General features: G+C 44.8%; 22 protein-coding genes and 1 pseudogene. 7 read left to right on the plus strand and 16 right to left on the minus strand.

The features are described from left to right. Window positions 1-283: pseudogene (locus NB504_RS06435) on the plus strand (group II intron reverse transcriptase/maturase); the annotation flags it as partial. A 365-nt stretch (window positions 284-648) separates the two neighbouring features. On the opposite strand, the gene NB504_RS06440 reads toward NB504_RS06435, so the two are convergent. From NB504_RS06440 to NB504_RS06455, 4 genes are all read right to left on the minus strand, one after another. Beyond that, window positions 649-1,146 (minus strand): hypothetical protein, encoded by a 498-nt coding sequence (locus NB504_RS06440; protein WP_258428516.1) that lies wholly within the window; start codon window positions 1,144-1,146, stop codon window positions 649-651. 1 nt (window position 1,147) lies between these two features. Beyond that, a complete protein-coding gene (locus NB504_RS06445; RefSeq protein WP_258428517.1) occupies window positions 1,148-1,891 on the minus strand; it encodes a hypothetical protein in 744 nt (247 codons plus the stop codon). Between the two features lie 50 nt (window positions 1,892-1,941). Then, window positions 1,942-2,934 (minus strand): hypothetical protein, encoded by a 993-nt coding sequence (locus NB504_RS06450; protein ID WP_258428518.1) that lies wholly within the window; start codon window positions 2,932-2,934, stop codon window positions 1,942-1,944. Window positions 2,935-3,276: 342 nt separating this feature from the next. Then, the gene (locus NB504_RS06455; RefSeq protein ID WP_258428519.1) at window positions 3,277-3,606 is read right to left on the minus strand and encodes a hypothetical protein; all 330 of its coding nucleotides are present in this window, start codon (window positions 3,604-3,606) and stop codon (window positions 3,277-3,279) included. A 264-nt stretch (window positions 3,607-3,870) separates the two neighbouring features. Between NB504_RS06455 and NB504_RS06460 the strand changes: the two genes are divergently transcribed. Then, window positions 3,871-4,074, plus strand: a complete 204-nt coding sequence (locus NB504_RS06460) for a hypothetical protein (RefSeq protein ID WP_258428520.1) — start codon at window positions 3,871-3,873, stop codon at window positions 4,072-4,074. Between the two features lie 68 nt (window positions 4,075-4,142). Next, a complete protein-coding gene (locus NB504_RS06465; RefSeq protein ID WP_258428521.1) occupies window positions 4,143-4,280 on the plus strand; it encodes a hypothetical protein in 138 nt (45 codons plus the stop codon). Window positions 4,281-4,671: 391 nt separating this feature from the next. Here the strand turns inward: NB504_RS06465 and NB504_RS06470 are convergent, their stop codons facing one another. The 3 genes from NB504_RS06470 to NB504_RS06480 form a co-directional block, all read right to left on the minus strand. After that, window positions 4,672-5,442, minus strand: a complete 771-nt coding sequence (locus NB504_RS06470) for an ABC transporter permease (RefSeq protein WP_010319547.1) — start codon at window positions 5,440-5,442, stop codon at window positions 4,672-4,674. 5 nt (window positions 5,443-5,447) lie between these two features. Beyond that, window positions 5,448-6,368 carry an ABC transporter ATP-binding protein gene (locus NB504_RS06475; protein WP_026027559.1) on the minus strand — a complete coding sequence of 307 codons (921 nt, stop codon included), beginning with the start codon at window positions 6,366-6,368 and terminating at the stop codon, window positions 5,448-5,450. 141 nt (window positions 6,369-6,509) lie between these two features. After that, on the minus strand, window positions 6,510-8,177 hold the full coding sequence (locus tag NB504_RS06480; protein ID WP_094124037.1) for a SulP family inorganic anion transporter: 1,668 nt from the start codon (window positions 8,175-8,177) through the stop codon (window positions 6,510-6,512). A gap of 250 nt (window positions 8,178-8,427) precedes the next feature. Here NB504_RS06480 and can point away from each other — a divergent pair, with 250 nt between their 5' ends. Further along, the gene (can, locus tag NB504_RS06485) at window positions 8,428-9,096 is read left to right on the plus strand and encodes a carbonate dehydratase (RefSeq protein ID WP_013857670.1); all 669 of its coding nucleotides are present in this window, start codon (window positions 8,428-8,430) and stop codon (window positions 9,094-9,096) included. Window positions 9,097-9,180: 84 nt separating this feature from the next. On the opposite strand, the gene hpt is transcribed toward can, so the two are convergent. Next, a complete protein-coding gene (gene hpt, locus NB504_RS06490) occupies window positions 9,181-9,711 on the minus strand; it encodes a hypoxanthine phosphoribosyltransferase (protein ID WP_010319544.1) in 531 nt (176 codons plus the stop codon). Between the two features lie 371 nt (window positions 9,712-10,082). On the opposite strand from hpt, the gene NB504_RS06495 reads away from it, so the two are divergent. Continuing rightward, a complete protein-coding gene (locus NB504_RS06495) occupies window positions 10,083-10,700 on the plus strand; it encodes a LuxR/HapR/OpaR family quorum-sensing transcriptional regulator (RefSeq protein WP_017043694.1) in 618 nt (205 codons plus the stop codon). A gap of 117 nt (window positions 10,701-10,817) precedes the next feature. On the opposite strand, the gene lpdA is transcribed toward NB504_RS06495, so the two are convergent. The 7 genes from lpdA to xerD form a co-directional block, all read right to left on the minus strand. Then, window positions 10,818-12,245: a dihydrolipoyl dehydrogenase gene (gene lpdA / locus NB504_RS06500; RefSeq protein ID WP_013857673.1), complete on the minus strand. Its 1,428-nt coding sequence runs from the start codon at window positions 12,243-12,245 to the stop codon at window positions 10,818-10,820. 300 nt (window positions 12,246-12,545) lie between these two features. Further along, window positions 12,546-14,429: a pyruvate dehydrogenase complex dihydrolipoyllysine-residue acetyltransferase gene (aceF, locus tag NB504_RS06505; RefSeq protein ID WP_088731724.1), complete on the minus strand. Its 1,884-nt coding sequence runs from the start codon at window positions 14,427-14,429 to the stop codon at window positions 12,546-12,548. 18 nt (window positions 14,430-14,447) lie between these two features. Continuing rightward, on the minus strand, window positions 14,448-17,123 hold the full coding sequence (gene aceE / locus NB504_RS06510) for a pyruvate dehydrogenase (acetyl-transferring), homodimeric type (protein WP_258428522.1): 2,676 nt from the start codon (window positions 17,121-17,123) through the stop codon (window positions 14,448-14,450). A gap of 53 nt (window positions 17,124-17,176) precedes the next feature. Further along, window positions 17,177-17,944 carry a pyruvate dehydrogenase complex transcriptional repressor PdhR gene (gene pdhR / locus NB504_RS06515; RefSeq protein ID WP_013857676.1) on the minus strand — a complete coding sequence of 256 codons (768 nt, stop codon included), beginning with the start codon at window positions 17,942-17,944 and terminating at the stop codon, window positions 17,177-17,179. A gap of 417 nt (window positions 17,945-18,361) precedes the next feature. Further along, window positions 18,362-20,101, minus strand: coding sequence for a single-stranded-DNA-specific exonuclease RecJ (recJ, locus tag NB504_RS06520; RefSeq protein ID WP_258428523.1), 1,740 nt, complete (start codon window positions 20,099-20,101; stop codon window positions 18,362-18,364). 41 nt (window positions 20,102-20,142) lie between these two features. After that, window positions 20,143-20,916, minus strand: coding sequence for a thioredoxin fold domain-containing protein (locus tag NB504_RS06525; RefSeq protein ID WP_017045785.1), 774 nt, complete (start codon window positions 20,914-20,916; stop codon window positions 20,143-20,145). 13 nt (window positions 20,917-20,929) lie between these two features. Continuing rightward, window positions 20,930-21,838 carry a site-specific tyrosine recombinase XerD gene (gene xerD / locus NB504_RS06530; protein WP_013857679.1) on the minus strand — a complete coding sequence of 303 codons (909 nt, stop codon included), beginning with the start codon at window positions 21,836-21,838 and terminating at the stop codon, window positions 20,930-20,932. 152 nt (window positions 21,839-21,990) lie between these two features. On the opposite strand from xerD, the gene fldB reads away from it, so the two are divergent. Continuing rightward, window positions 21,991-22,509 carry a flavodoxin FldB gene (gene fldB, locus NB504_RS06535; RefSeq protein ID WP_017043699.1) on the plus strand — a complete coding sequence of 173 codons (519 nt, stop codon included), beginning with the start codon at window positions 21,991-21,993 and terminating at the stop codon, window positions 22,507-22,509. Between the two features lie 21 nt (window positions 22,510-22,530). On the opposite strand, the gene ampD is transcribed toward fldB, so the two are convergent. Next, window positions 22,531-23,082 carry a 1,6-anhydro-N-acetylmuramyl-L-alanine amidase AmpD gene (gene ampD, locus NB504_RS06540; protein ID WP_010319534.1) on the minus strand — a complete coding sequence of 184 codons (552 nt, stop codon included), beginning with the start codon at window positions 23,080-23,082 and terminating at the stop codon, window positions 22,531-22,533. Between the two features lie 124 nt (window positions 23,083-23,206). Between ampD and nadC the strand changes: the two genes are divergently transcribed. Beyond that, window positions 23,207-24,094 carry a carboxylating nicotinate-nucleotide diphosphorylase gene (gene nadC, locus NB504_RS06545; RefSeq protein WP_258428524.1) on the plus strand — a complete coding sequence of 296 codons (888 nt, stop codon included), beginning with the start codon at window positions 23,207-23,209 and terminating at the stop codon, window positions 24,092-24,094. Window positions 24,095-24,300 lie beyond the last annotated feature (206 nt).

Consider the following 24,300-nt stretch of genomic DNA (forward strand, 5'->3'; position numbering starts at 1 on the left):
CTGGGCTAAAAGGCGTCATCCAACAAAGTCTAGAACTTGGGTCGCTCTTAAATACTTCATCAACCGTCAAGGTCAATGGCAATTTCACGGTTGGCAGAAGATCATGAATATGGATTGTCAGTTCAATCTGTTTCAAATAGCCAAAGTGCCGATAGAGAGACATGTGAAAATCAGGAGTGCCGCTACACCTTTTGATCCTCAACACCAAGAATACCTGGCAAAGAGAAAGTCAAAGAGGCAAAGTCGCAACTCTTGGCATGAGCCTGCTCTCACTGCTTTGTAAGTTGCTGGGTGCCAACTGGTGCCTTCGTGAAGGCTTGAGCCTAGTGCGGTGAAAGTTGCACGCTGGGTTCTTAGAGGGGCGACACTTGGTAACAGGTGTCGTCTACTCGACACAGGCTTCTCAGCGACATGAAAAGCCTGTATTAATCTTTCTAGCAATCCGTTTGCTCTGAGAGTCTAAGTGTGCAATGCGTTAGAGTTACTTTTAACGAAAAAAAACACCCTAAGTGACTATTCAGTAATCAAAAGGGTGTTTTTTAGGTGGTCGTATATTAGTTGTGGTTGCGTAACCGATGGTTTGGTTCATAAGTGACATTGAACGGACAACTGAGCATTGACGATCGATTCAGGAGGTGCCAATGCAAGTCAGCTATTCACACCTTCCTTGGCCGTCACAAGCATCAGATGTTTGAACTTATGTGGCTTGATCATGCTCAAAGTGGAAAATACGAAACCAACTATTTGATAAAAGAATACAACGTTAGCAATTGCAAGAAATAATACTAAGGCGGTGGCGCGCAAAAAAGTAATGTCATAACTATTGAGAACATCGTCAATAAATGCAGTGCCAAAGAAATTGATAAATGAAATAAGCGCCAATGTAGCTGAAATTAGATAGTAAACTAGAGAAACAAAGCTTGCTAAGCGTAAGCTAACATATTTTGTTACGTGTTGTATTGCACGGTAAATGATATAAACAGCTAACCACGCTGCTAACAGAATGTAGCTATCCCCCAAGAAAGAAAAAATGTAGTCTAGCCCTAATCGGTTAATAATCAGTTCAAATATTGCAACTATGGAAGAGACAGCTGCCAAGAACAATGTACCAATGGCCGCAATGACTATCAAAATTAACATTGGCATTTTATACTCCTTTGATAATGCTATTTAGAGATGAAAGCCACATATCTCGTAAATCGTCATAATAGCGTTGTGTTTTTCGGGGGTTAAACTCAGCTTTAACTTTTAGTCTGTTTATGGCCTTCTTTGCATCGTTACCGAAAAGCAGATAATCAACCCATAGGTTACTATGTTGTGGTTGAATGGCATAGTTTAAGGCACTATTCAGGTCTGCAAGAGCAATGTAGATAGGCTCACTAGTACTATCTAATGAGTCTTCGATTATACCTGCGAGCTCAAGGTAAGTTTTATTCTGCTTAACTGACTCTGGGATGAAGTATCGATTTTTGTTATTGCCCTGAACCCTTTGTGATTTAGGTTTAACGAAAGTATAGAGTTCAATCAATGCAGTTATTGCTTTATGATCTGCTTCGATCGTCTCAGTGAAGGCCTCTTTTCTTGTACGTGAAGGGAAGTAAGACACTTTTTTATCCCAGTCGATTTTTACCTTCGCATGCTTCCGTACAACGCTTAGAGAGTACGGCATATTCATTTGTGTCTCGGCGGATTTGAGACCGTTTTGTCGATAATAAGGTGACTCAATTACAAGTTGTTGCAAGTAAAAGTCTTCTACCTGTTGGTACATACCTAGTTCAATCACATCTTTTTGAACAGTATCAAAAATATGTGACTCTTCATTTTTCAGTACAAAATTGACATCCATATCCAAAAATGGCTGTGGAACATCAGATTGTTCGTAAAGTTTCATGATTAGCGCCGCTATAAATAGTGTTGCTGCGCTAAATGTAATTATGCGTATCAATAGTATATTCTCCAATCGTTTTCGTCAGTTTTAACTTCTTTATACTGTTGACGATATTTTGCAAACTTACGATTTCCAATGCTGGGGTGCTGCATTGCGGTAACTTCACCTCCAGTTACCCATTTCGTACCATGGTGCCTTGAGGTTTCATAATAATACTCAGGCCTTAAGAGGTGATTAATATAAAAATCTTTAACAAAGTCATGGTAATGCTTCGTCGCAATTGCTTCATGGCTCTGGATTCGTTTACCGATGCGGTGCTGGAGGATTATATCTCTCGGGTTCACGCCATAAACTAACCAATTGTTTTTGAAACTTTTAATGGTCTGATGTGGATCTATGAAATACGGGCGCAAATAATCAGACACATAGGGTGCGTACGAGGTTAGCTTAAGCAATGCTTCCTCATGCTTATGAATGTTATATGTTTCTTTAAGTAGTGCGGACATAGCTGCGTGATCAATTTTGATTTGCCAACTAAGGGTATCAAACTGATTAACGATCAATCCCTTATCCAACCAATGAAAATTTCTTGTCATAAACCAATCGTGACCACGTTGTTCGGGGTATGATACTTTGTTCCATTTAGTTAGGTCGGGTCTAATTGCTAGTGACTTACGATGACGATTAAAGGCCATACGCTTAGTTCGTTCTGTTAGGTCTAGCTTTTTTTGGTTTAGAGTATAATTAGTATGCATGCTCCAGACGTCAACGAACGAGCTTTCGAAAAAATGGGTTAATCGCGAACCGAAGACCCATAGTTTTTTATATTCGGGGTTGTTACGAACTACATCTGGGGCGCTATGGTAAAAACGGCCATGAGTTCCAAATAATATAGTTTGTAAGGTCTTAGGTCTCGTTTTTAGAAAATCAGATAATTTTGCATTGTAAGCATCATTGCCAAGTAAACGGGCAAGAAGAAATAATACTATAAGTGTTACAGAAATTAGCGAAGCTAATATCAATTTCGCTGTCCGTGGCTTATTCACACATGTTCCTCGTATTGGTCAGAATTTGGTATAAGTTTGCTAGTTGTTATTACAAATAATGCATAGCCAGTTGATCAAATACCAATCAGCTGTGATCAATTAAGCCAAATGGTCTAACGCCTTTATAGGTTCCGCCATTATTTAAAGCAATGGCAAATTCAATAGGGTTTGATAGCAAGATTGCAACTTCTGGTGAAGCAAACTCAGCATACTTCCTAATTTCGCTAATTCGATACGAATTATTGTTATATGTGTACTCGTTAAGGTTAGTAGGGTCTCCCTTGGCTGAGTGAGCAGTGAGCGCAAAAACCATTAATGCACTAATCCCTTTTGAGTCTGACTCTATCTGTTTGGCTCTATCTGTTTGGCTAAGCGATCTTTCATTGATTCACCAACCCCAAGACTCTCACCTTCACCCCAGTCAATTACGATTCCGCTGTTACGACGAAAGAGACTATGATAGTGAGCGCTGATTTTCATATCTTTATACTTTTCATCTGAGGGGTGCAGAAGATCAGTCCTAAGCTTCCACGTAAACTCCAGCGCATTCTTTTTTCTTTCTAAGTTGGCTACCTCAGTTTTCATTACGCTTTGAATAGCTATCGGAGATAGGACAAGAATAGATAATGCCGCCAAGGCAAATCTAACGCCTCTACTCATAGAGAAGGTCATAATTTTATTCCATTATTGATTTTTTCATTAAGCTTATGGCACCAAACGCTTTGAACTGGTTAAAGCTCAAGCAGACGTTGAACATATAATGTCCTGCAACTACCTTTAATCAACTTCAAGGCAGTTTTCATATAAATAAAATCAAACAAAACAACATATTACTGTTTTTTTTGAGCTTGCATATTAAGGTGTGTTTTTGCATAATTCAACCATATAAATTATACATTTTTCTATAAAAAAATGACAAACAACACTAACAAAAAAATGCACCCAATTCTGAAACTTATCAATTTAATCGTAACGCTGATTGCTGTAGCTGGCTTGACATATGCCACCGTTGAATTCTTAGCCAGCAGTTGGTGCCAAACTGCTTACGGTATTGGTGTTAGTGAGCAATCTGACTGGAAAGTAAAAGCTTGCGCTAAGTACTATTGGGATATGGACTTAGAAAATCTAGGTCGCTGGTAAATCAACTCTAAAAACCCGATTTCAAGCAACGTTCAAACTGCTTAAAAGAAAAATAAACGGAGATACCCATGTCAGATGATTACATTTCAATAAAAGACAGAATGAAAAGCTTTGCTGTTGGTCTAGGCATCATGATGGTCGTTGCCTTCTTACTTCTGAAGGGTGCTGATTTGATTGCATACCTTTCATGGAAATACAACTGGTAAGAAAAAGAAGAATAACGAGCCTCCATTAATATGGGGGCTTTTTTATGGGGAGGCGATTTAAACATACACGGAACGCTTACGCAGCGATATTGCAGAATTATCTTTAGTCAAGTATTCCTATATACAGCTACGATACAGTCCCCCAGAATAATTATGACTTTTGCTCGTTAATCTGGGAGCCCCCTCCCAAGCAACATTTCGGATAACTAAAAGTAATTTAATGGCAATCTTAAACCAAATCGTTTTGGGGCAAAAACTGTTTTAGCAAACCACATCGATCATCATAAATTGCTTACTCCAAACACTCACAAAACTAATTCCCTCCCCTTCAAGGGGAGGGTTAGGGTGGGGTGCCCCCCTCCTAGCCTCCCCCTAAAAGAGAAAGGAACTATTAAGTCCTTAACCCGATACCACGCGAAACCAGATAATGCGCAACTCCATACAGGGCCACTACAAAAATACCAAGCACACTGAACGAAGTAACAATTCCCACATCCGACACACCAAGAAAACCGTAGCGGAAGGCATTAACCATGTAGACGATTGGGTTGATTTTCGATACCGCTTGCCAAAAGTCAGGCAATAGGCTGATCGAATAAAACACCCCACCTAAGTAGGTTAATGGCGTCAATACAAAGGTAGGAATAATCGAAATGTCATCAAAGGTTTTAGCAAAAATGGCGTTAATCATGCCACCTAAAGCGAACACAACAGAGGTGAGAAAAACCGTCGCCGCAATGATCCCCCAATGATCCACCTTGAGATCAACAAAGAACAGCGACACAAGGGTCACTATCGTACCCACCAGCAAGCCACGCACTACCCCGCCCATCACAAATCCGGCGATAATGACGTAGTTAGGTACAGGTGCAACTAACAACTCTTCGATGTTTTTCTGAAACTTCGCACTAAAGAAAGAAGAGGCGACGTTCGAGTATGAGTTAGTGATCACCGACATCATGATTAAGCCCGGGACAATATATTCCATATAGCTAAAGCCGTTCATCTGGCCAATACGCGAACCAATTAGGTTGCCAAAAATAATGAAGTAGAGCGTCATGGTGATGGCTGGCGGTACTAAGGTTTGCACCCAAATACGCGTAAAACGGTTGATTTCTTTAGTCAGCAAACTGCAAAAAGCCGTCCAATATAAACGATACATCATGATTATCCTCGGCTTTGCTGTTGAACAATGCTGACAAACAGCTCTTCAAGGCGGTTCGCTTTGTTGCGCATCGAAAGCACCGTAATTCCCTGTTCTGTTAACTGTGAAAAGACTGAATTTAGCCCTTTCGTTTTCTCCAACTCAATTTGTAACGAACCGTTGAGCATGGTTTGCGAGATCACACCACTGAGTTGTGGCGCTGGCGGAGAATTCTCTGCGATATCTAAAATAAAAGTTTCGAGCTGTAATTTGGCCAGTAAATCCTTCATCGAGGTATTTTCAATAAGCTCACCTCGGTTAATAATGCCGATATTGCGGCACAGCATCTCCGCTTCTTCTAAATAGTGCGTGGTTAAGATAATGGTGATCCCTTGCGCGTTAATCTCGGTTAAGAACTCCCACATCGAACGGCGCAGTTCAATATCCACACCGGCGGTGGGTTCATCTAAAATCAGTAACTTAGGCTCATGCATTAAGGCTCGAGCAATCATCAAACGGCGTTTCATACCACCAGAAAGATTACGCGCACGCTCTTTACGTTTTTCCCACAAATCGAGTTTTGAGAGGTACTTCTCTGCCCTCTCTTTCGCTAACGCTTTCGTCACGCCGTAATACCCAGCTTGCTGCAACACAATTTGCTCAACCGTTTCAAACTGGTTGAAGTTAAACTCCTGCGGCACTAAACCAATGTGTTGTTTGGCAAGCTCAAGATCTTTATCAATATCAAAACCAAACACTTTAACGGTGCCAGAGGTTTTATTGACCAGCGAAGAGATAATGCCAATGGTGGTTGATTTTCCGGCTCCATTGGGCCCAAGCAGTGCGTAAAAATCGCCTTTTTCAACCTGTAAACTCACCCCTTTTAGGGCCTCAAACCCACCAGCGTAAGTTTTTCGTAATTGTTCTATTTCTAATGCGTACATTCCACGGATCACTCTTTGTGATGTTAACCTATCCAATGTGCTGCTAAGGCTCGCGTTTTTCAACCCAATATTAGAAATTGATAAAATAAAAAAACGCAGATCCAGCGATCTGCGTAATTCATTCTTGCACAACCTTAACGCTTAACGATTTTGGGCTACCTGCTTAACCGCAGCATTGAGCGCTTCATAACGAAACGAAAAAGTCTGCTCGGTTGGCACCAGATCCAAAATATGAAACTTTTCCAGTTGCTGTTTGGTGTGCACATTTGGGCAAAGTAAGTAGACCGCGCAGTGGGCATCTAAGGCATCATTAATCGCATTTTCTAAAGCAAGCCCAACCGTCACATCAATCATAGGTACATCAGTAAGATCTAAAATCATCGCTTCATAGTCACTGATGTGATTGTGCTGGCGAGCGATCGCTTTAGATACACTAAAAATCATCGGCCCTGAGAGATAAAAAAACAGCACCTTACCATTGGCTTGATCCAATAAAGCTCGTTCGCTATCAGTCAATGGCACATCGTTTTCATCAGCATCACTAATGGCTTTCACTTGGCGAGCTTGCTCGCGGCTCAAGCGTTCTATGATCAAAATATTTGAGATAAAAACGCCCAAGCCAACCGCAACAATCAAATCGACAAAGACAGTTAACAGCATCACGCCATACATGATGGCCATCCCCTGCACACTTACCTTATGCGCGCGTTGGATAAAGCTCCAATCAAGAATATTAAAACCAACATACACTGCAATCCCTGCCAATACAGCCATTGGAATCGGTTCGGTTAAGCCTCCCGCCACCAATACCACTAAGGCTAATACTAAGGCACGAACTACACCAGATAGAGGAGAACGCGCGCCGACCTGAATATTGGTCACCGTCCCCATGGTTGCACCTGCACCCGGCAACGCACCAAATAGCCCTGCTATCATATTGGCGAGCCCTTGCCCTCGCAGTTCTTTATCGGAATCATGCTCTTTACGCGTTAGAGAATCGCCAATTACCGCGGTGAGCAAAGTATCAATGCAGCCGAGCGTACCGAGTACTAAAGCGTCAATCACCATGGTGGTGAACATCTCGGCATTGAAGGTTGGAATAACAAAAGAGGGTAAGCCAGCAGGGATCACACCAATACGGCGGATCTCATCGCTATCAAATAACAGTACTGAAATAAGCGTCACCCCAACTAACGCAATCAACTGAACGGGCACTTGTTTGCGATATTGAGCCGGGAGAAAAAATAAAATGCCTAAGGTTAACAAACCAAGAAACAGCTCACTGAACTTCATCTGGCTAATGATCTCGGGCAACGCGGTTAACGTTCCCATCACTCCCCCTGCGGGAGCCGCCTGACCAAGCAGCGGTGACAACTGCAGGATAATCAAAATCACCCCAATTCCTGACATAAAGCCAGAGATCACGCTATAGGGCATTAAGGTGATGTATTTCCCGAGTTTTAAAGTGCCAAGTACAATCTGAAAAGCGCCTGCCATCATGACAACCGTGAAGCTAACTGCAAGCCCCGTTTCAGGGTAACGCGCCACCATGCTGGTTAAAATGGCCGTCATAATGACCGTCATTGGCCCTGTGGGTTCAGAAATTAATGTAGATGAACCACCAAACAAGGCAGCAAACAGCCCCACCAATATTGCTCCCCAAAGCCCTGCTTCTGCACCCGCACCAGACGCCACACCAAAAGCCAAGGCAAGTGGCAGTGAAATAATCGCGGTCGTGACGCCACCAAAGACGTCTCCTTTTAGGTCGATATCGGCAAAACGGCCTCTAAACACAATGCTTTTCCTCATACTCAAAATAGGTTGTCTCACTCTAACAAATCATCATTCTAATAATTAACCATTATTTTACATGTGATTGATTCTCTGTTGACCATCCAAATAGCGATGGAAGCAGTTTAATTTTTTTACTAGGAAAACTCGTCAGATGAGTGAGTGTTTTGTCATTTTATAAGAGAACAGAATTGTAACATTGTGTATAGTCAGGCCTATTCTTGCGCATTACCATTGATGCGATTGAACTATTTTTAAGGGAAGTGAGATGCCAGAACTGAAACAGCTTTTTGAAAATAACTCACGTTGGTCTGAATCGATTAAGGCTGAACGTCCTGAGTACTTTGCAAAACTCGCTCGCGGGCAAGACCCAGATTTTCTATGGATTGGTTGTTCTGATAGCCGAGTTCCGGCCGAGCGTTTGACTGGGCTTTATTCTGGTGAGCTGTTTGTACACCGCAACGTTGCAAACCAAGTGATTCACACTGACCTTAACTGCCTTTCTGTGGTGCAGTACGCGGTTGACGTACTGAAGGTCAAGCACATCATCATCTGTGGGCACTATGACTGCGGTGGCGTCAACGCAGCGATTGATAACCCACCGCTGGGCTTGATCAACAACTGGTTACTGCATGTGCGTGACTTATACCTTAAGCACCGTACCTACTTAGATGCAATGCCAGAACAAGATAAAGCTGACAAATTGTGCGAAATCAACGTTGCCGAGCAAGTGTATAATTTAGGTAACTCAACCGTACTGCAAAACGCATGGGAGCGCGGCCAAGATGTCGAGCTGCATGGCGTAGTCTACGGTATTGAAGACGGACGTTTGGAATACTTAGGCGTTCGCTGCGATTCACGTGAGCGAGTCAACGACACCTATCAAAAAGCGATGGAAAAAATTCTTAATGCGCAACATAACTTGCTGTGTCGATAACAGCGTATTAATTGCCGTGAAAACTGATAGTTAAAAATACAGAATGCCCACTATTTAGTGGGCATTCTATTATCGCTGGCAAAATTACGCTTGCGGCACAACTTTACCAATGTAAGGTAGGTGACGATATTTTTGCGCGTAGTCAATACCTACGCCCACGACAAATTCATCTGGGATTTCAAAACCGATCCACTTGACCTCTACAGGTACTTCACGGCGTGAAGGCTTATCCAGTAAAGTACAAATGTGAATGGATTTAGGTTCACGTAAAGACAAAATTTCTTTTACTTTATTTAGTGTATTACCCGTATCAATAATGTCTTCTACCAGCAACACATCTTTACCTTTAATGTCATCATCCAGATCTTTCAGAATGCGCACATCACGTGAGCTTTGCATCGTGTTGCCATAGCTTGACGCGGTCATAAAATCGACTTGATGAACTAAGTCGATCGCGCGAGCTAAGTCTGCCATGAAGACAAATGAGCCGCGCAACAAGCCCACCAGTACCAGATCTTCACTACCTTGGTAATGCTCTGTGATTTGTTTGCCTAATTCACGAATTCGTTCCTGAACGACTTGCTCAGAAATCATCACTTCAACTGTATGTTTCATACTGTTCTCTTTTCGGGTGATGCGACACGCTACGATCATCGCAGTTTAATGATGGCGTCGCGTAACTAGCTTGGCGCGTATAGTACCACTGCCACACAGGATAGTTAAATAATTAGCAAAACTCTGGATATGATGAAATAAAGCTCCTACGCTGCCGCAGACACGCTCACCACAAATACGCCACATCAATAAAAGATACAATAAAACACGTTGAATCCGATGGGATTTAACACGATCGCACAAAAAACAAACTCGAAACGTTGACCTCAACCATATGCAGCAGTACACTCATAAAGCTTTAAAGCAACTAACAAAATAATCATTAGAGCGAAAAGCTCAATTCAACAGTCATTGGCAAGGATTAACAACTCATGGAAACATCGATAGAAAAACGCCCCAGAACTCGCTTATCACCACAAAAACGCAAACTTCAACTGATGGAAATCGCCCTTGAAGTGTTTGCTACACGGGGAATAGGCCGAGGTGGCCACGCAGATATTGCTGAAATCGCCCAAGTTTCAGTCGCTACTGTCTTTAACTACTTTCCAACCCGAGAAGATTTAGTCGACGACGTACTCACTCATGTTGTACGTCAGTTTTCAAACTTCCTCGCAGATAATATTGATCTTGATTTGCATGCGAAAGATAACTTAACCAACATCACCACTAAGATGATTTCTCTTGTGATTGAAGATTGTCACTGGTTAAAAGTATGGTTTGAATGGAGCGCTTCAACGCGCGAAGAAGTGTGGCCACTTTTTGTCTCCACCAACCGTACTAATCAACTTTTGGTACAAAATATGTTTATCAAAGCCATTGAACGTGGCGAAGTGTGCGATCAACATGAGCCAGAACATCTTGCTACGCTCTTTCTTGGTATCTTCTACTCACTGTTTGTACAAGCAAATCGCATACAAGACGAAGCCAGCATGGGTGTACTCGTGAAAAGCTACCTCAGCATGCTCTGCATCTATAAAAAAGATCACTAGGCTTAACTTCCTAGTCTCTGAATTATGAGCATAAAAAAACCGCTGAATTCAGCGGTTTTTACTATTTAACTAACCAGCAATTTAATGAACCGGCAATTTAACGCATCAGCGTTGAAGTTACTTTTTCTTCTTCGCTTTTGCGTTTGGCAGATCAGTAATCGTGCCTTCAAATACTTCCGCAGCAAGACCTACCGATTCATGTAGCGTTGGGTGAGCATGAATCGTCAAAGCGATATCTTCTGCATCACAACCCATCTCGATAGCCAAACCGATTTCACCAAGCAGTTCGCCGCCGTTAGTACCGACGATAGCGCCACCAATCACGCGGTGAGTCTCTTTATCAAAGATAAGCTTAGTCATACCGTCAGCACAATCAGAAGCGATAGCACGGCCAGAAGCTGCCCATGGGAATGTCGCGACTTCGTAGTTAATGCCTTCTGCTTTGGCTTCTTTTTCAGTTTTACCAACCCAAGCCACTTCTGGCTCAGTGTACGCAATTGAAGGGATAACTTTAGGATCGAAGTAGTGCTTCTTACCAGAAATTACTTCTGCCGCTACGTGGCCTTCATGCACACCTTTGTGCGCCAACATTGGTTGACCAACGATATCACCGATCGCGAAGATATGAGGGACGTTAGTACGCATTTGCTTATCAACATTGATAAAGCCGCGCTCATCCACTTCAATACCTGCTTTTTCAGCATCCATCAGCTTACCGTTTGGTACGCGGCCGATAGCAACAAGAACGGCATCATAACGCTCAGCTTGCGCTGGTGCTTTTTTGCCTTCCATTGAAACGTAGATACCATCTTCTTTTGCTTCAACAGCGGTTACTTTGGTTTCAAGCATCAGATTAAATTTGTCTTTGATACGTTTGGTGTAGACTTTAACCATGTCTTTATCCGCCGCTGGGATAAGTTGGTCAAACATCTCAACCACATCAATCTTAGAACCTAGCGAGTGGTAAACCGTCGCCATTTCTAGACCGATGATACCACCACCCATGATCAACAGTTTCCCAGGAACTTCTTTCAGTTCAAGTGCATCCGTTGAATCCCAAATGCGTGGGTCTTCATGAGGAATGAATGGCAGTTTAATTGGACGAGAACCAGCTGCAACGATGGCGTTATCAAAGTTAACCACGGTTTTACCGTCTTCACCTTCAACTTCAATGGCGTTAGGGCCAGTAAATTTGCCGAAACCGTTCACAACAGTCACTTTGCGCATCTTCGCCATGCCGCCAAGACCGCCCGTTAACTGGTTGATAACTTTTTCTTTCCAAAGGCGGATTTTATCGATGTCCGTTTGTGGTTCACCAAACACAATACCGTGCTGGGCCAATGCTTTCGCTTCTTCGATAACTTTTGCAACGTGCAGCAACGCTTTTGATGGGATACAACCCACGTTCAAACACACACCGCCAAGGGTGCTGTAGCGTTCAACAAGTACTGTTTCAAGACCTAAGTCTGCACAGCGGAATGCAGCGGAGTAACCAGCAGGACCGGCACCAAGTACGACGACTTGGGCTTTGATTTCTTTGCTCATTTTGACCTCTTGTAGTCATTATCCCTAACAGGCTGAGTGGATGTTCTCGTTGTTTTTAGTGTTTAATCCAATGAATTAAACCCATGACTGAGCCAATTACTTAAAACAAATGAATTAAAACGAATTATTTTCAGACCGCAACAGTTTACAGAGATGTTAATGGTGTGAAAAGTAAATCCATTTAGCCTGTGAGCTAGACGACAATTCGATTAAGAAAAAACCCTTCGTAATCCAATTGTTCAATTATTCGTGTTAACAAGGGCGGCTTTAACGGCCGCCCTCTCTTTCACTAAACTTGGCTTACAGAACCAGACGACGAATGTCTGATAGCGCGCCATTTAGGAATGTGATGAAACGCGCACCTTCCGCACCATCAATCACACGGTGATCGTATGACAGTGATAGTGGCAGTTGTAGGCGTGGTTCGAACTCTTTACCGTTCCACACTGGCTTAAACTCAGACTTAGATACCCCAAGGATACCGACTTCTGGCGCGTTAACGATAGGCGTAAACGCTGTACCGCCGATGCCACCTAAGCTAGAGATAGTGAAACAGCCACCTTGCATGTCTGCAGCGGTCAGTTTACCTGCACGGGCTTTCTTCGATACTTCAGCCAGCTCTCTTGATAGCTCATAAATGCCTTTTTTGTTCACATCTTTGAAGACAGGAACAACAAGACCATTTGGCGTATCAACAGCAATGCCCACGTTCACGTACTTCTTCAGAATCAAGCTTTCGCCATCTTCAGAAAGTGAAGAGTTAAACGATGGGAATGCTTCTAGTGCTTTCGCTACCGCTTTCATAATGAACACCAGTGGGGTGATCTTCATGCCAGTGTCGTTCTTCGCTTCAATCGCATTTTGCTCTTTACGGAAGTTCTCAAGCTCGGTGATATCCGCATTATCCCATTGGGTAACGTGTGGGATCATCACCCAGTTACGATGCAAGTTAGCACCAGAGATCTTCTTAATACGTGAAAGCGGTTTTACTTCTGTGTCACCAAACTTGCTGAAGTCCACTTTTGGCCAAGGTAGCAAGCCAAGCGCGGCGCCATCACCTTTACCAGAAGCCACTGCGGCAGAACCCGATTCAAGACGCTTAAGCGCTTCTTTCACGTAGTTTTGCACGTCTTCTTTTAGGATGCGGCTCTTACGGCCAGAACCTTTAACTTTCGCTAGGTTAACACCAAATTCACGCGCAATACGGCGTACAACCGGTGATGCGTGAGAGTACTCATTGTTCTCTTCAAACTCGGCAGGTGCTGCCACCGCTGATTTTACCGCTTCCGCTTTTGGCGCTGATGCTGCTGGAGCCGCTGCTTGCGCAGGGGCAGCTACGGCAACGGGCGCTGCACCGGCAACTTCAAACACCATGATAAGAGAGCCTGTTGACACTTTATCGCCAGCTGCAACTTTGATCTCTTTCACAACACCAGCAAACGGCGCAGGAACTTCCATTGATGCTTTATCGCCTTCAACGGTGATAAGAGACTGCTCTTCACTCACGGTATCGCCAACCGCCACCATGATTTCCGTCACTTCGACTTCATCACCACCGATATCCGGTACGTGGATCTCTTTTGCTGCCGAAGCGGCTGGTGCTGCGGCTACAGGTGCTGCCACTTGAGCAGAGGCTGCCGCCGGAGCGGAACCCGCCACTTCAAAGATCATCACCAGTGAGCCTGTCGATACTTTATCGCCAGCGGCCACTTTGATCTCTTTCAGTACACCAGCAAATGGAGCAGGTACTTCCATTGAGGCTTTGTCACCTTCAACCGTCAGTAGAGATTGCTCTTCTGCGATTGAATCGCCGACTGCGACCATGATTTCAGTGACTTCCACTTCATCACCGCCGATATCTGGCACGTGAACTTCTTTAAGCTCAGCGACAGCCGCGGCAGCAGGAGCCGCAACTGGTGCAGCTTCCACTGCTGGAGCTGCGACCGCTGCGCCTTCTGCTTCAAAAATCATGATAAGTGAACCGGTCGATACTTTATCGCCAGCGACTACTTTGATTTCTTTTACAATACCCGCTTGAGAAGCCGGTACTTCCATAGAAGCCTTATCACCTTCTACAGTAATAAGAGATTGCTCTTCTTCAACCTTGTCGCCAACGCTGACAAGAATCTCAGTAACTTCAACCTCATCCGCACCAATATCCGGTACATTAATTTCGATTGCCATTATTCTTCCCTACCTTAATTAAGCGTATAGCGGGTTTGTTTTTTCAGTATCGATGTTGAATTTCTTAATCGCTTCAACCACAACTGATTTCTCAACATCACCACGTTTCGCTAGTTCGCTTAGCGCGGCAACCACCACGTAACCTGCGTTCACTTCGAAGTGACGACGTAGGTTTTCACGGCTATCAGAACGACCAAAACCATCAGTACCTAGTACTTTGTATGATTCAGCCGGGATAAACGCACGCGCTTGCTCAGCGTAGTTCTTCATGTAGTCAGTTGCTGCGATGGCAGGCTCGCTGCCCATTACCGTTTGAATGTAAGGTACTTGCGGCTGCGCTTCAGGGTGAAGCATGTTGTAACGCTCACATGCTTGGCCATCACGAGTCACTTCATTGAATGATGTTACTGAGTAAACATCTGAAGCCACGCCGTACTCATCACTTAAGATTTGAGCCGCTTTGCGTACTTCGTTCATGATCGTACCTGAGCTCATTAACTGAACTTTACCTTTAGAGCCAGTCGTTCCTTGTGGAGCGTAGCTTTCTAATTTGTAGATACCTTTACGAATACCTTCTTCAGCGCCTTGTGGCATTTCAGGCATTGCGTAGTTCTCGTTCATCAGCGTTAGGTAGTAGAACACGTTCTCTTGATCGCCATACATGCGACGAATACCGTCTTGCATGATGACTGCAACTTCGTAAGCAAATGTTGGATCGTAAGAAAGACAGTTAGGAACCGTTGCCGCCAATATGTGCGAGTGACCATCTTCGTGCTGTAGACCTTCACCGTTCAGCGTAGTACGACCAGCGGTAGCGCCCAATAGGAAACCACGTGCTTGTTGGTCACCTGCCATCCATGCCATGTCGCCAACGCGTTGGAAACCAAACATAGAGTAGTAGATGTAGAACGGAATCATTGGCAGATCGTTTGTCGAGTATGAAGTTGCAGCAGCAACCCATGAAGACATAGCACCCAGCTCGTTGATCCCTTCTTGCAGTACCTGACCTGAAGTCGCTTCTTTATAGTAAGAAACGATGTCGCGGTCTTGAGGAGTGTAGTTCTGACCGTGTGGGTTATAGATACCGATTTGACGGAACAGACCTTCCATACCGAAAGTACGTGCTTCATCTGCAATGATTGGCACAATATTTTTACCAATGCTCTTATCTTTGAGCAAAATGTTCAACGCACGGACAAACGCCATTGTGGTTGAGATTTCACGTTTTTGCTCTTCAAGCAGAGGCTTGAACTCTTCAACCGCTGGAATCACAAGTTCTTGAGTAAACTTAGGCAAGCGTTGAGGTGTGTAACCTTTTAGCGCTTTACGGCGAGCGTGTAAGTATTCGTGCTCTTTCGAGCCTTCTGCCAATGTTAGGTATGGCAACTCTTTCACAGCTTCATCTGTTAGAAGATCTTGTAGACCAAGACGATCACGCAGTTGCAGCACGTGAGTCATGTCCATTTTCTTCACTTGGTGAGCGATGTTCTTACCTTCTGCCGCTTCACCCATGCCGTAACCTTTAACGGTCTTCGCCAGAATCACGGTTGGCTTGCCTTTCGTGTTTTGAGCATTAGTAAAGGCTGCGTACAGTTTAGAAGACTCGTGACCACCACGCTTGAGCGCGAAAATTTGATCGTCAGTCATATCAGCAACAAGCGCCGCTGTTTCTGGGTATTTACCAAAGAAGTGTTTACGCACGTAAGCACCATCTTTCGCTTTAAATGTTTGGTAGTCACCATCGATGGTTTCGTTCATCAACTGAAGCAGCTTACCTGTGGTGTCTTTCGCCAGTAGAGAATCCCAGTTGTTACCCCAAATCACTTTAACAACGTTCCAACCTGCACCTTTAAATAGGCCTTCAAGTTCTTGGATGATCTTACCGTTACCCATTACTGGGCCGTCTAGACGTTGCAAGTTACAGTTGATAAGGAAACATAGGTTATCAAGCTTCTCACGAGCGGCGAATGAAATCGCACCGCGTGATTCTGGCTCATCCATCTCGCCATCACCTAGGAACGCGTATACACGCTGTTCAGAAGTGTCTTTCATACCACGGCCATCAAGATATTTGAGGAAACGCGCTTGATAGATTGCAGAAATTGGACCCAGACCCATAGATACGGTCGGGAATTGCCAGAATTCAGGCATCAATTTCGGGTGTGGGTAGGAAGGAATACCTTTGCCATCCACTTCTTGGCGGAAGTTGTCAAGTTGCTCAGCCGTTAGGCGGCCTTCAACGAACGCACGTGCGTAGATCCCTGGAGAGATGTGACCTTGATAATAAACCAAGTCACCGCCATCTTTTTCATTCGGCGCACGGAAGAAGTGGTTAAAACATGTTTCGTAGAACGAAGCAGAAGACTGGAATGACGCCATGTGGCCGCCAAGATCGAGGTCTTTTTTCGATGCACGTAGAACGATCATAATCGCGTTCCAACGGATGATTGAGCGAATGCGACGCTCAAGCGTTGTGTCACCTGGGTATGCTGGTTCTTGCGCAGCTGGAATGGTGTTGATGTAGTTCGTGGTAATACCGGTTGGCATATCAACACCGTCTAGACGTGCTTTATCTAGAATTTGCTCAAGTAAGAACTGAGCGCGTTCTACACCTTCTTCACGTACAACTGACTCAAGGGCGGCTAGCCATTCCTGAGTTTCCAGTGCATCTACGTCATGCTTCATGTCAGACATGGCGATCTATCCTTCTATTGGTTGGATCTATAAAACAAGCAATTCGCCGTAGGTTACGACTCATTACCCTGCTGAATTCGGCGCAACGAACGCTCACGACGAGACTCTTCTTTGGTCAAATCCAACAATGTTTCTTCGATATAAGCTAAGTGAGAATGGGACATTTCGCGCGCCTTTTCCGGCTGACCAGAAACGATCGCATCCACGATATTAGCTCGGTGTCTACTTACTTTCTCCACCACTTCATGGCGGCGGTGTAATAGTTTTAAATTCTGTAGAACATTTTGCTCAAGCAAAGGAGCGAGGCTGCGAACAATATGCAAAAGCACCACGTTGTGGGCCGCTTCAGTGAGAGCGACTAAAAACGCGACCACCGCAGACGCTTCTGCTTCGACCTCTTTTTTCGCTTGTTGTTCACCAATTCTCGCCAAACAGGCTTGAATGCGAGCAAAATCTTCCTCAGTACCACGCAATGCTGCGAAATAAGCTGAAATACCTTCCATCGCGTGGCGCGATTCCAATAGATCGAGCTGGGTTTCAGAGTGGCTAGACAATAAATTTAGCAGAGGATCAGAAAAACTCTGCCAAATGTTCTCACTGACAAACGTACCTCCACCTTGACGGCGGGTTAATAAACGCTTGGCTTCGAGGCGTTGAATGGCTTCACGAATGGATGGACGAGACACCTCGAACTGTTTTGCCAGTTCTCGTTCTGGAGGCAATTGTTGCCCCGGAGAGAGTGTTCCTTCCACGATCAGCCTTTCTAACTCCTGTTCAATTACATCAGAGAGTTTTGGCTGACGAATCCTTTGATAAGCCATAATTTATTATTCTTCTACTCTTTGCAGTCAATTGGTAATACCAATTTCAAGTTGGTGCAGAAATTAACATAATTAAAACGTAGCTGTCCAGCCAAAAGTTGACCTAAATCATAGAACAGTCCACGCTTAAACACTTTGATAACAATAGTCGATTAAAACAGCAATATTATTGGTCAGACCAATTACAAAATGAATACAGATGGGGAAATGATGGGCTAGAAATGGGGAAACATTCGTTGTCATCTACCCTTTCTAGAGGAAACATTCTTTGGCTCCTCCCCCTTCTAGGGGGAGGCTGGGAGGGGGTGTAATTAGAAAAACACAAAATCAATCAAAAGATATACCCCACCCTAGCCCTCCCCTTATAAGGGGAGGGAAGGTTATGTCACGCATCGAAAGAAGAGAAATATCAAGCCGTTACTTCGATTCGAGGTGATCAATCATCAATTGCAGTGACTGATTGCCGCGAAACTCATTAATATCAAGCTTATATGCAAGACGCACCGTTTTCACCGACGCATCTGGCCAGCGTCTTAAATCGACATTAAAAGCAATACCATCGATCATAATGTTGGTTGGGTGGCCTTTGAACAGCGGTTCAAGCATCAGCTTCAAATGCTTTTCCCCCACCAGTTTTTGGTGCAGTAGTTTAAACTCACCATCAAAAAGAGGTTCAGGAAACGCCTGCCCCCACGGGCCACCGGAACGCAAGGTTTCAGCGGTGTGCATCGAGAACTCTTCAGGTGTTAACTCTCCGTCGGATAAAATCACGCCCTTGAGCGCGCTTTCATCTAACTCGCGACGTACGGCTTGATCAAACAGCTCAGCAAAACGCTCAAACTCTTTTTCGGCAATAGTTAAACCTGCCGCCATCGCGTGACCACCAAATTTGACGATTAAACCGGGGTTTTGTGTATCAATGCGATCCAGCACATCGCGCATGTGTAACCCAGCAACAGAGCGGCATGACCCTTTGATACTGCCATCGCCACCATCGGCAAACGCAATCACAGGGCGATGGTATTTATCTTTAATACGTGAGGCTAAAATACCAATCACACCTTGGTGCCAATCGCGCTGAAACAGCACTAAACCGTGCGGTAATTCGCTATTTTCACTCAGTTGTAAGCGCTCACAAAAAGCCAGCGCTTCTTGCTTCATCCCCTCTTCAATCTCTTTACGAGTTTGGTTAAGGCTATCCAGCTCACTGGCCATTCGACGCGCAGCGTGAATGTCATTGCACATTAGCAGCTCAACGCCAAATGACATATCATCCAAGCGCCCTGCCGCATTGATGCGTGGCCCTAACGCAAAGCCAAAATCCGAGGCAACTAAACGCCTCGCGTCACGTTTAGCAACCTCAATCAAAGCTTGAATACCCGGCCTTGCATGCCCGGCGCGAATGCGTTGCAAACCTTGATGCACTAAAATGCGATTGTTTTCATCGAGCGGCACAACATCAGCGACAGTACCCAGTGCGACTAAGTCAATCAGCTCCATCAACTTGGGTTCACTCATACCTTGTCGAGTAAACCAGCCGTTTTTTCGCATATGCACGCACAGCGCCATCATCAAATAGAAAGCCACCCCTACGCCAGCTAATGCCTTCGAGGGAAACGGGCAGTTAGCCAAATTTGGATTCACCATCGCATCAACCTCTGGCAACTCGTGTCCCGGTAAATGGTGATCGGTCACCAAGACGGTCAGCCCTTGCTGCTTGGCATAACGCACCCCGTCGATAGAGGAGACGCCATTATCGACCGTCATGATCATCTGCGCGCCAAGCTCAATCGCTTGATCGACCACTTCAGGGCTTAAGCCATAACCATCTTCAAAACGGTTAGGCACGAGATAGTCCACATTGTGCGATCCCAACATTCGCAACGCCAAAACAGATAAGGCGCAACTGGTTGCGCCATCAGCATCAAAATCCCCGACGACTATGATGCGCTGCTGCTGCTCGATGGCGTGAAAAAGTAGTTGTACCGCTTGCTCTATACCACCTAATTGTTGGTAGGAATGCAGTGCTTTCGCGGCCTTGTCGAGTTGTTCAAGGTTCGTGATACCACGGTTGATATAGATACGTTTAAGCAGTGTAGGAATCGTGTCAGGGAGTTGCGAAAGATCGGGGGCTGGTCTTTGTTTTATTTCAATCATAAATCAGCGGGCTCAAGAACACTCAAGCCCAACTCCTAAAGTTATTGAATCTGCTGAAGGCGTTGCAACAATTGCTCTGGTGGTAAATAACCGCCAACCATTTCGCCATTCGGTAGGAAAATCGCAGGCGTGCCGTTGATGCCTAACTCACGTCCGAGCTGATAGTGCTTGGTAATCAACTGCTTAGCTTGTTGGATGTTCTGCCCTGCTTCTGGCAACTGATGATTAGTTTTTGCCTCATTCATCGCTGCCATTTTATCATCTGCATTCCAGATAGCGGCCATCTGATCAGCTACTTGCCCCGTAACGCCTTGACGCGGGTAAGCCATGTAGCGCACGGTGATCCCTAGGTCGTTATACCCTTTCATTTGACTATGCAATCGAGTGCAATAACCACAGGTAATATCAGTAAAAACAGTCACCACGTATTTTTCGTTGGCGGCTTTGTATTCGATCATGCTCGATTCAAACTGCGCGATCTTCGCCGCATTAACAGGCGCTTGGCGTTTGGCTAACACATCGACATAACCACCATTCTTATCTAATTCATACAAGGTTCCGGCGATAAAATGGCTCGCGTCAGGCGCAGAAAACAGCACGCCACCGGAAGTTTGTACTTCAATCACTCCCGGAATATCAGAGGCTTGAACACTCAGCACTTCCAATCCGAGTTTAGAAAAACGTTGTTCAAAAACCGTTTTATCAAGCGCAGCCGCTTGCACAGCCGTTGACGTCACTTGCTCTGTGGTTTCGGCGTTACACGCCACAGCAAAAAGTGGCAATGTAAGAAGAGTCAGTTGGCGTAATACGCTCATTAAATTCACCTTTTCAAGCCCTTGGATGGTGCTCGCTATGTAATTGTTTAAGTCGCTCAGTCGCAACATGAGTATAAATTTGCGTGGTAGATAAGTCACTATGACCGAGCAGCATTTGCACTACACGCAAATCGGCACCGTAATTGAGTAGATGCGTGGCAAAAGCATGCCTTAATACGTGTGGAGAGAGTTTTTCCACATCGATTTGTGCGATCACTGCGTAGTGTTTAATTCGGTGCCAAAAGGTTTGACGAGTCATCTGCCTTGCTCGTCGGCTAGGGAAAACCACATCCGACGTTTGTTCGCCCAGCAGAGTAGACCGCCCTTGTTCAAGAAAAGTTTCAATCCAATCAACGGCATTTTCGCCCATCGGTACAAGACGCTCTTTGCCACCTTTACCAATCACTCTTACTACGCCTTGACGTAAACTGATATTTTCCATGGTCAGTGAAACCAATTCGGTCACCCGTAGCCCTGTTGCATACAAGAGTTCCAACATCGCTCTGTCGCGTAATTCTAGAGGATTATTGGTATCGGGAGCATTCAATAGATCTTCCACTTGCTGCTCAGATAAATCTTTAGGCAGACGCTGTGGCAATTTAGGGCTAATTAAGAGTGCGCTCGGATCATCGCCGCGGAGTTTCTCACGGTGCAGATATTGAAATAAACGACGAATCGCCGACAACATACGTGCCCGCGAGGTTTGCTTATAGTCTTGATCAGCGAGCCACGCTTGGTACTGCTGCAAACCAGTGACACTAATAAAATCGAGGCGATAATTATTGTGCTGCATCCATTGCAACAATTTCGTCAGATCATTGCGATACGATGAGAGCGTGTTTTCAGCTAAACCACGCTCCATCCACATCGCATCTAAAAACTGTTCCACAACCCCTTGATCAGGAGAAATATATTCAGACACATCAAACCTCTGTGGTGAAAATCGAGTTGCTCAGGTTATGTGAGCCACTGATTTAATACCATAAAAAAACATCATCGGCAGGATAATCGCTGCAAAGCGCGTCATTTTATGGTTAGAATTCACTATTCTTGATTTAAAACGAACACAAAATTATGAAGATCGGTCTTTTTTACGGCTCAACAACTTGTTATACCGAAATGGCAGCAGAGAAGATCCGTGCGCTCATCGGTGAGGATTTGGTGGATATTCACAATGTGAAAGAAACGCCACTCTCTTTGATGAGCAACTATGATCTTTTAATACTGGGTATCTCAACTTGGGACTTTGGCGAAATCCAAGAAGATTGGAGCGCAATATGGGATCAAATCGGTGGCGTGTCGCTAAACGGCAAGTACGTCGCATTATTCGGCTTAGGCGATCAAGAAGGTTATGGCGAATGGTACCTCGATGCGATGGGGATGCTGCATGATGAGCTAAAACAAATTGGCGCTCAATTGATTGGCTACTGGCCCAACCAAGGCTACCATTTTGAAGCGTCAAAAGCCCTAACGAAAGATGGCCGCCACTTTGTTGGTCTCGCACTCGATGAAGATTCGCAATACGAGCAAAGCGACGAACGCATTCAATGCTGGGTTGAGCAAATTTTAGTGGAATATCACGATTCGATTTAATTCGTTGTTCGCTATTTGTTGTTAGTCATTTGCTGCCAACAAGGCTCGATAGCAACGCCAATCAAACACCAAACCGGGGTCAGTTTTGCGTAGTGGTGCAATGTATTGATGCCCGGTAATGCGTTGATTGGTGATGAGCGGATAACGCCGCTGCAATGCACACGTCAAAGTCGCTAAGGCTTGATATTGCGCAGGTGTATAAGCCGTCTCATCGCTCCCTTCCAATTCAATCCCTATCGAATAATCATTGCATTTTGCACGGCCAGCGAAGCTTGACTGGCCCGCATGCCAAGCTCTGGCATTAAATGGCACAAATTGCACTACTTCTCCCTCTCGCCGAATGAGGCAGTGAGCCGAGACGCGCATCTGGTGGATAGTTTGAAAAAAAGGGTGTTGATTCGGGTCAAGCGTGCCAGTGAAAAACTGCTCAATATATGGGCCGCCGAACCGGCCCGGAGGCAAGCTGATATTATGTACCACCAGCAATGAAATATCTTGCGCATCACTTCGCTGATCATAAAACGGCGATGGCACTCGACGTGCGCTTTGATACCAACCCTTTTTATCGATCATCAGTTGACCCCTTACACTCAAACAAAAATGAACCTTAGCCAGAGGAAATGCGAGATTAGTGGCTGAATTTGAGTAAAACTCAGCGTATCATTCTCACTCTGTTCAACACCATATTAGATTTGCGATGAAAAATACACATAACAGCCAACAACGCCTCGATTATCTGAAACAGCAACTCCCATTGGAAATTACTCGCGCCGTTAGCGATGCACTCAGAGAAGATCTCGGTGGCAGCTTGGATGCAACTGCTGATATCACCGCAAACCTTATTCCAGCGGATGCGCGTAATACCGCGACTCTCATCACCCGTGAACATGGCGTATTTTGTGGCCAAGCATGGGCAGAGGAAGTCTTCAAACAACTTGGTGGTGAAGTGAAAATTGACTGGCATGTCCAAGATGGTGATCAAGTTAAGCCAAACCAAATTTTGTGCACTCTTGAAGGTCCAGCTCGCGCGCTGCTGACTGGTGAACGCAATGCGATGAACTTCATTCAAACCTTGTCAGGTTGCGCCAGCATTACTGCTCAGTATGCCAAACAGCTAGAAGGCACCGAATGCCGACTACTTGATACACGCAAAACTATCCCTGGCCTGCGCAGCGCACTGAAATATGCTGTCGCGTGTGGCGGCGGCTTTAACCATCGTATTGGCGTGTTTGATGCTTATTTAATTAAAGAAAATCATATCATTGCTTGTGGCGGTATTACCCAAGCCATCAGCACCGCTAAACAGCTCAACCCCGGTAAACCTGTCGAAGTCGAAACCGAAAGCTTGCAAGAGTTAGAAGAGGCGATTCAAGCGGGCGCTGACATCATTATGCTGGATAATTTTAGTATTGAGATGATGCGCGAAGCGGTAGCAATTAACGCAGGCCGCGCAGCTTTAGAAAATTCTGGTAACGTCACATTAGCAACCATTGGCGATTACGCGCGAACCGGTGTCGATTACATCTCAGTCGGCGCGCTGACTAAGCACATTAAAGCACTCGATCTCTCAATGCGCTTTCAGTAATTAATTACATCAATTATTGGAATAAAGATCAAAAATTTCAAATAGTTAAGGAAGCCGGACGAGCTTCCTTTTTTATTGCTTGCGTATCAAAAGCAAGACGGCATTTTTAAGTCAGTCGTATTTTAGTGATTGATATATGCAACTAAACAGGTAAAAAATCCAAATCACTCGCGCACTGCTCTTTATCTCATTCACACCAACCCACA

The sequence above is a fragment of the Vibrio sp. RM-69-4 genome (assembly GCF_024743775.1).
Classification (GTDB): domain Bacteria; phylum Pseudomonadota; class Gammaproteobacteria; order Enterobacterales; family Vibrionaceae; genus Vibrio; species Vibrio anguillarum.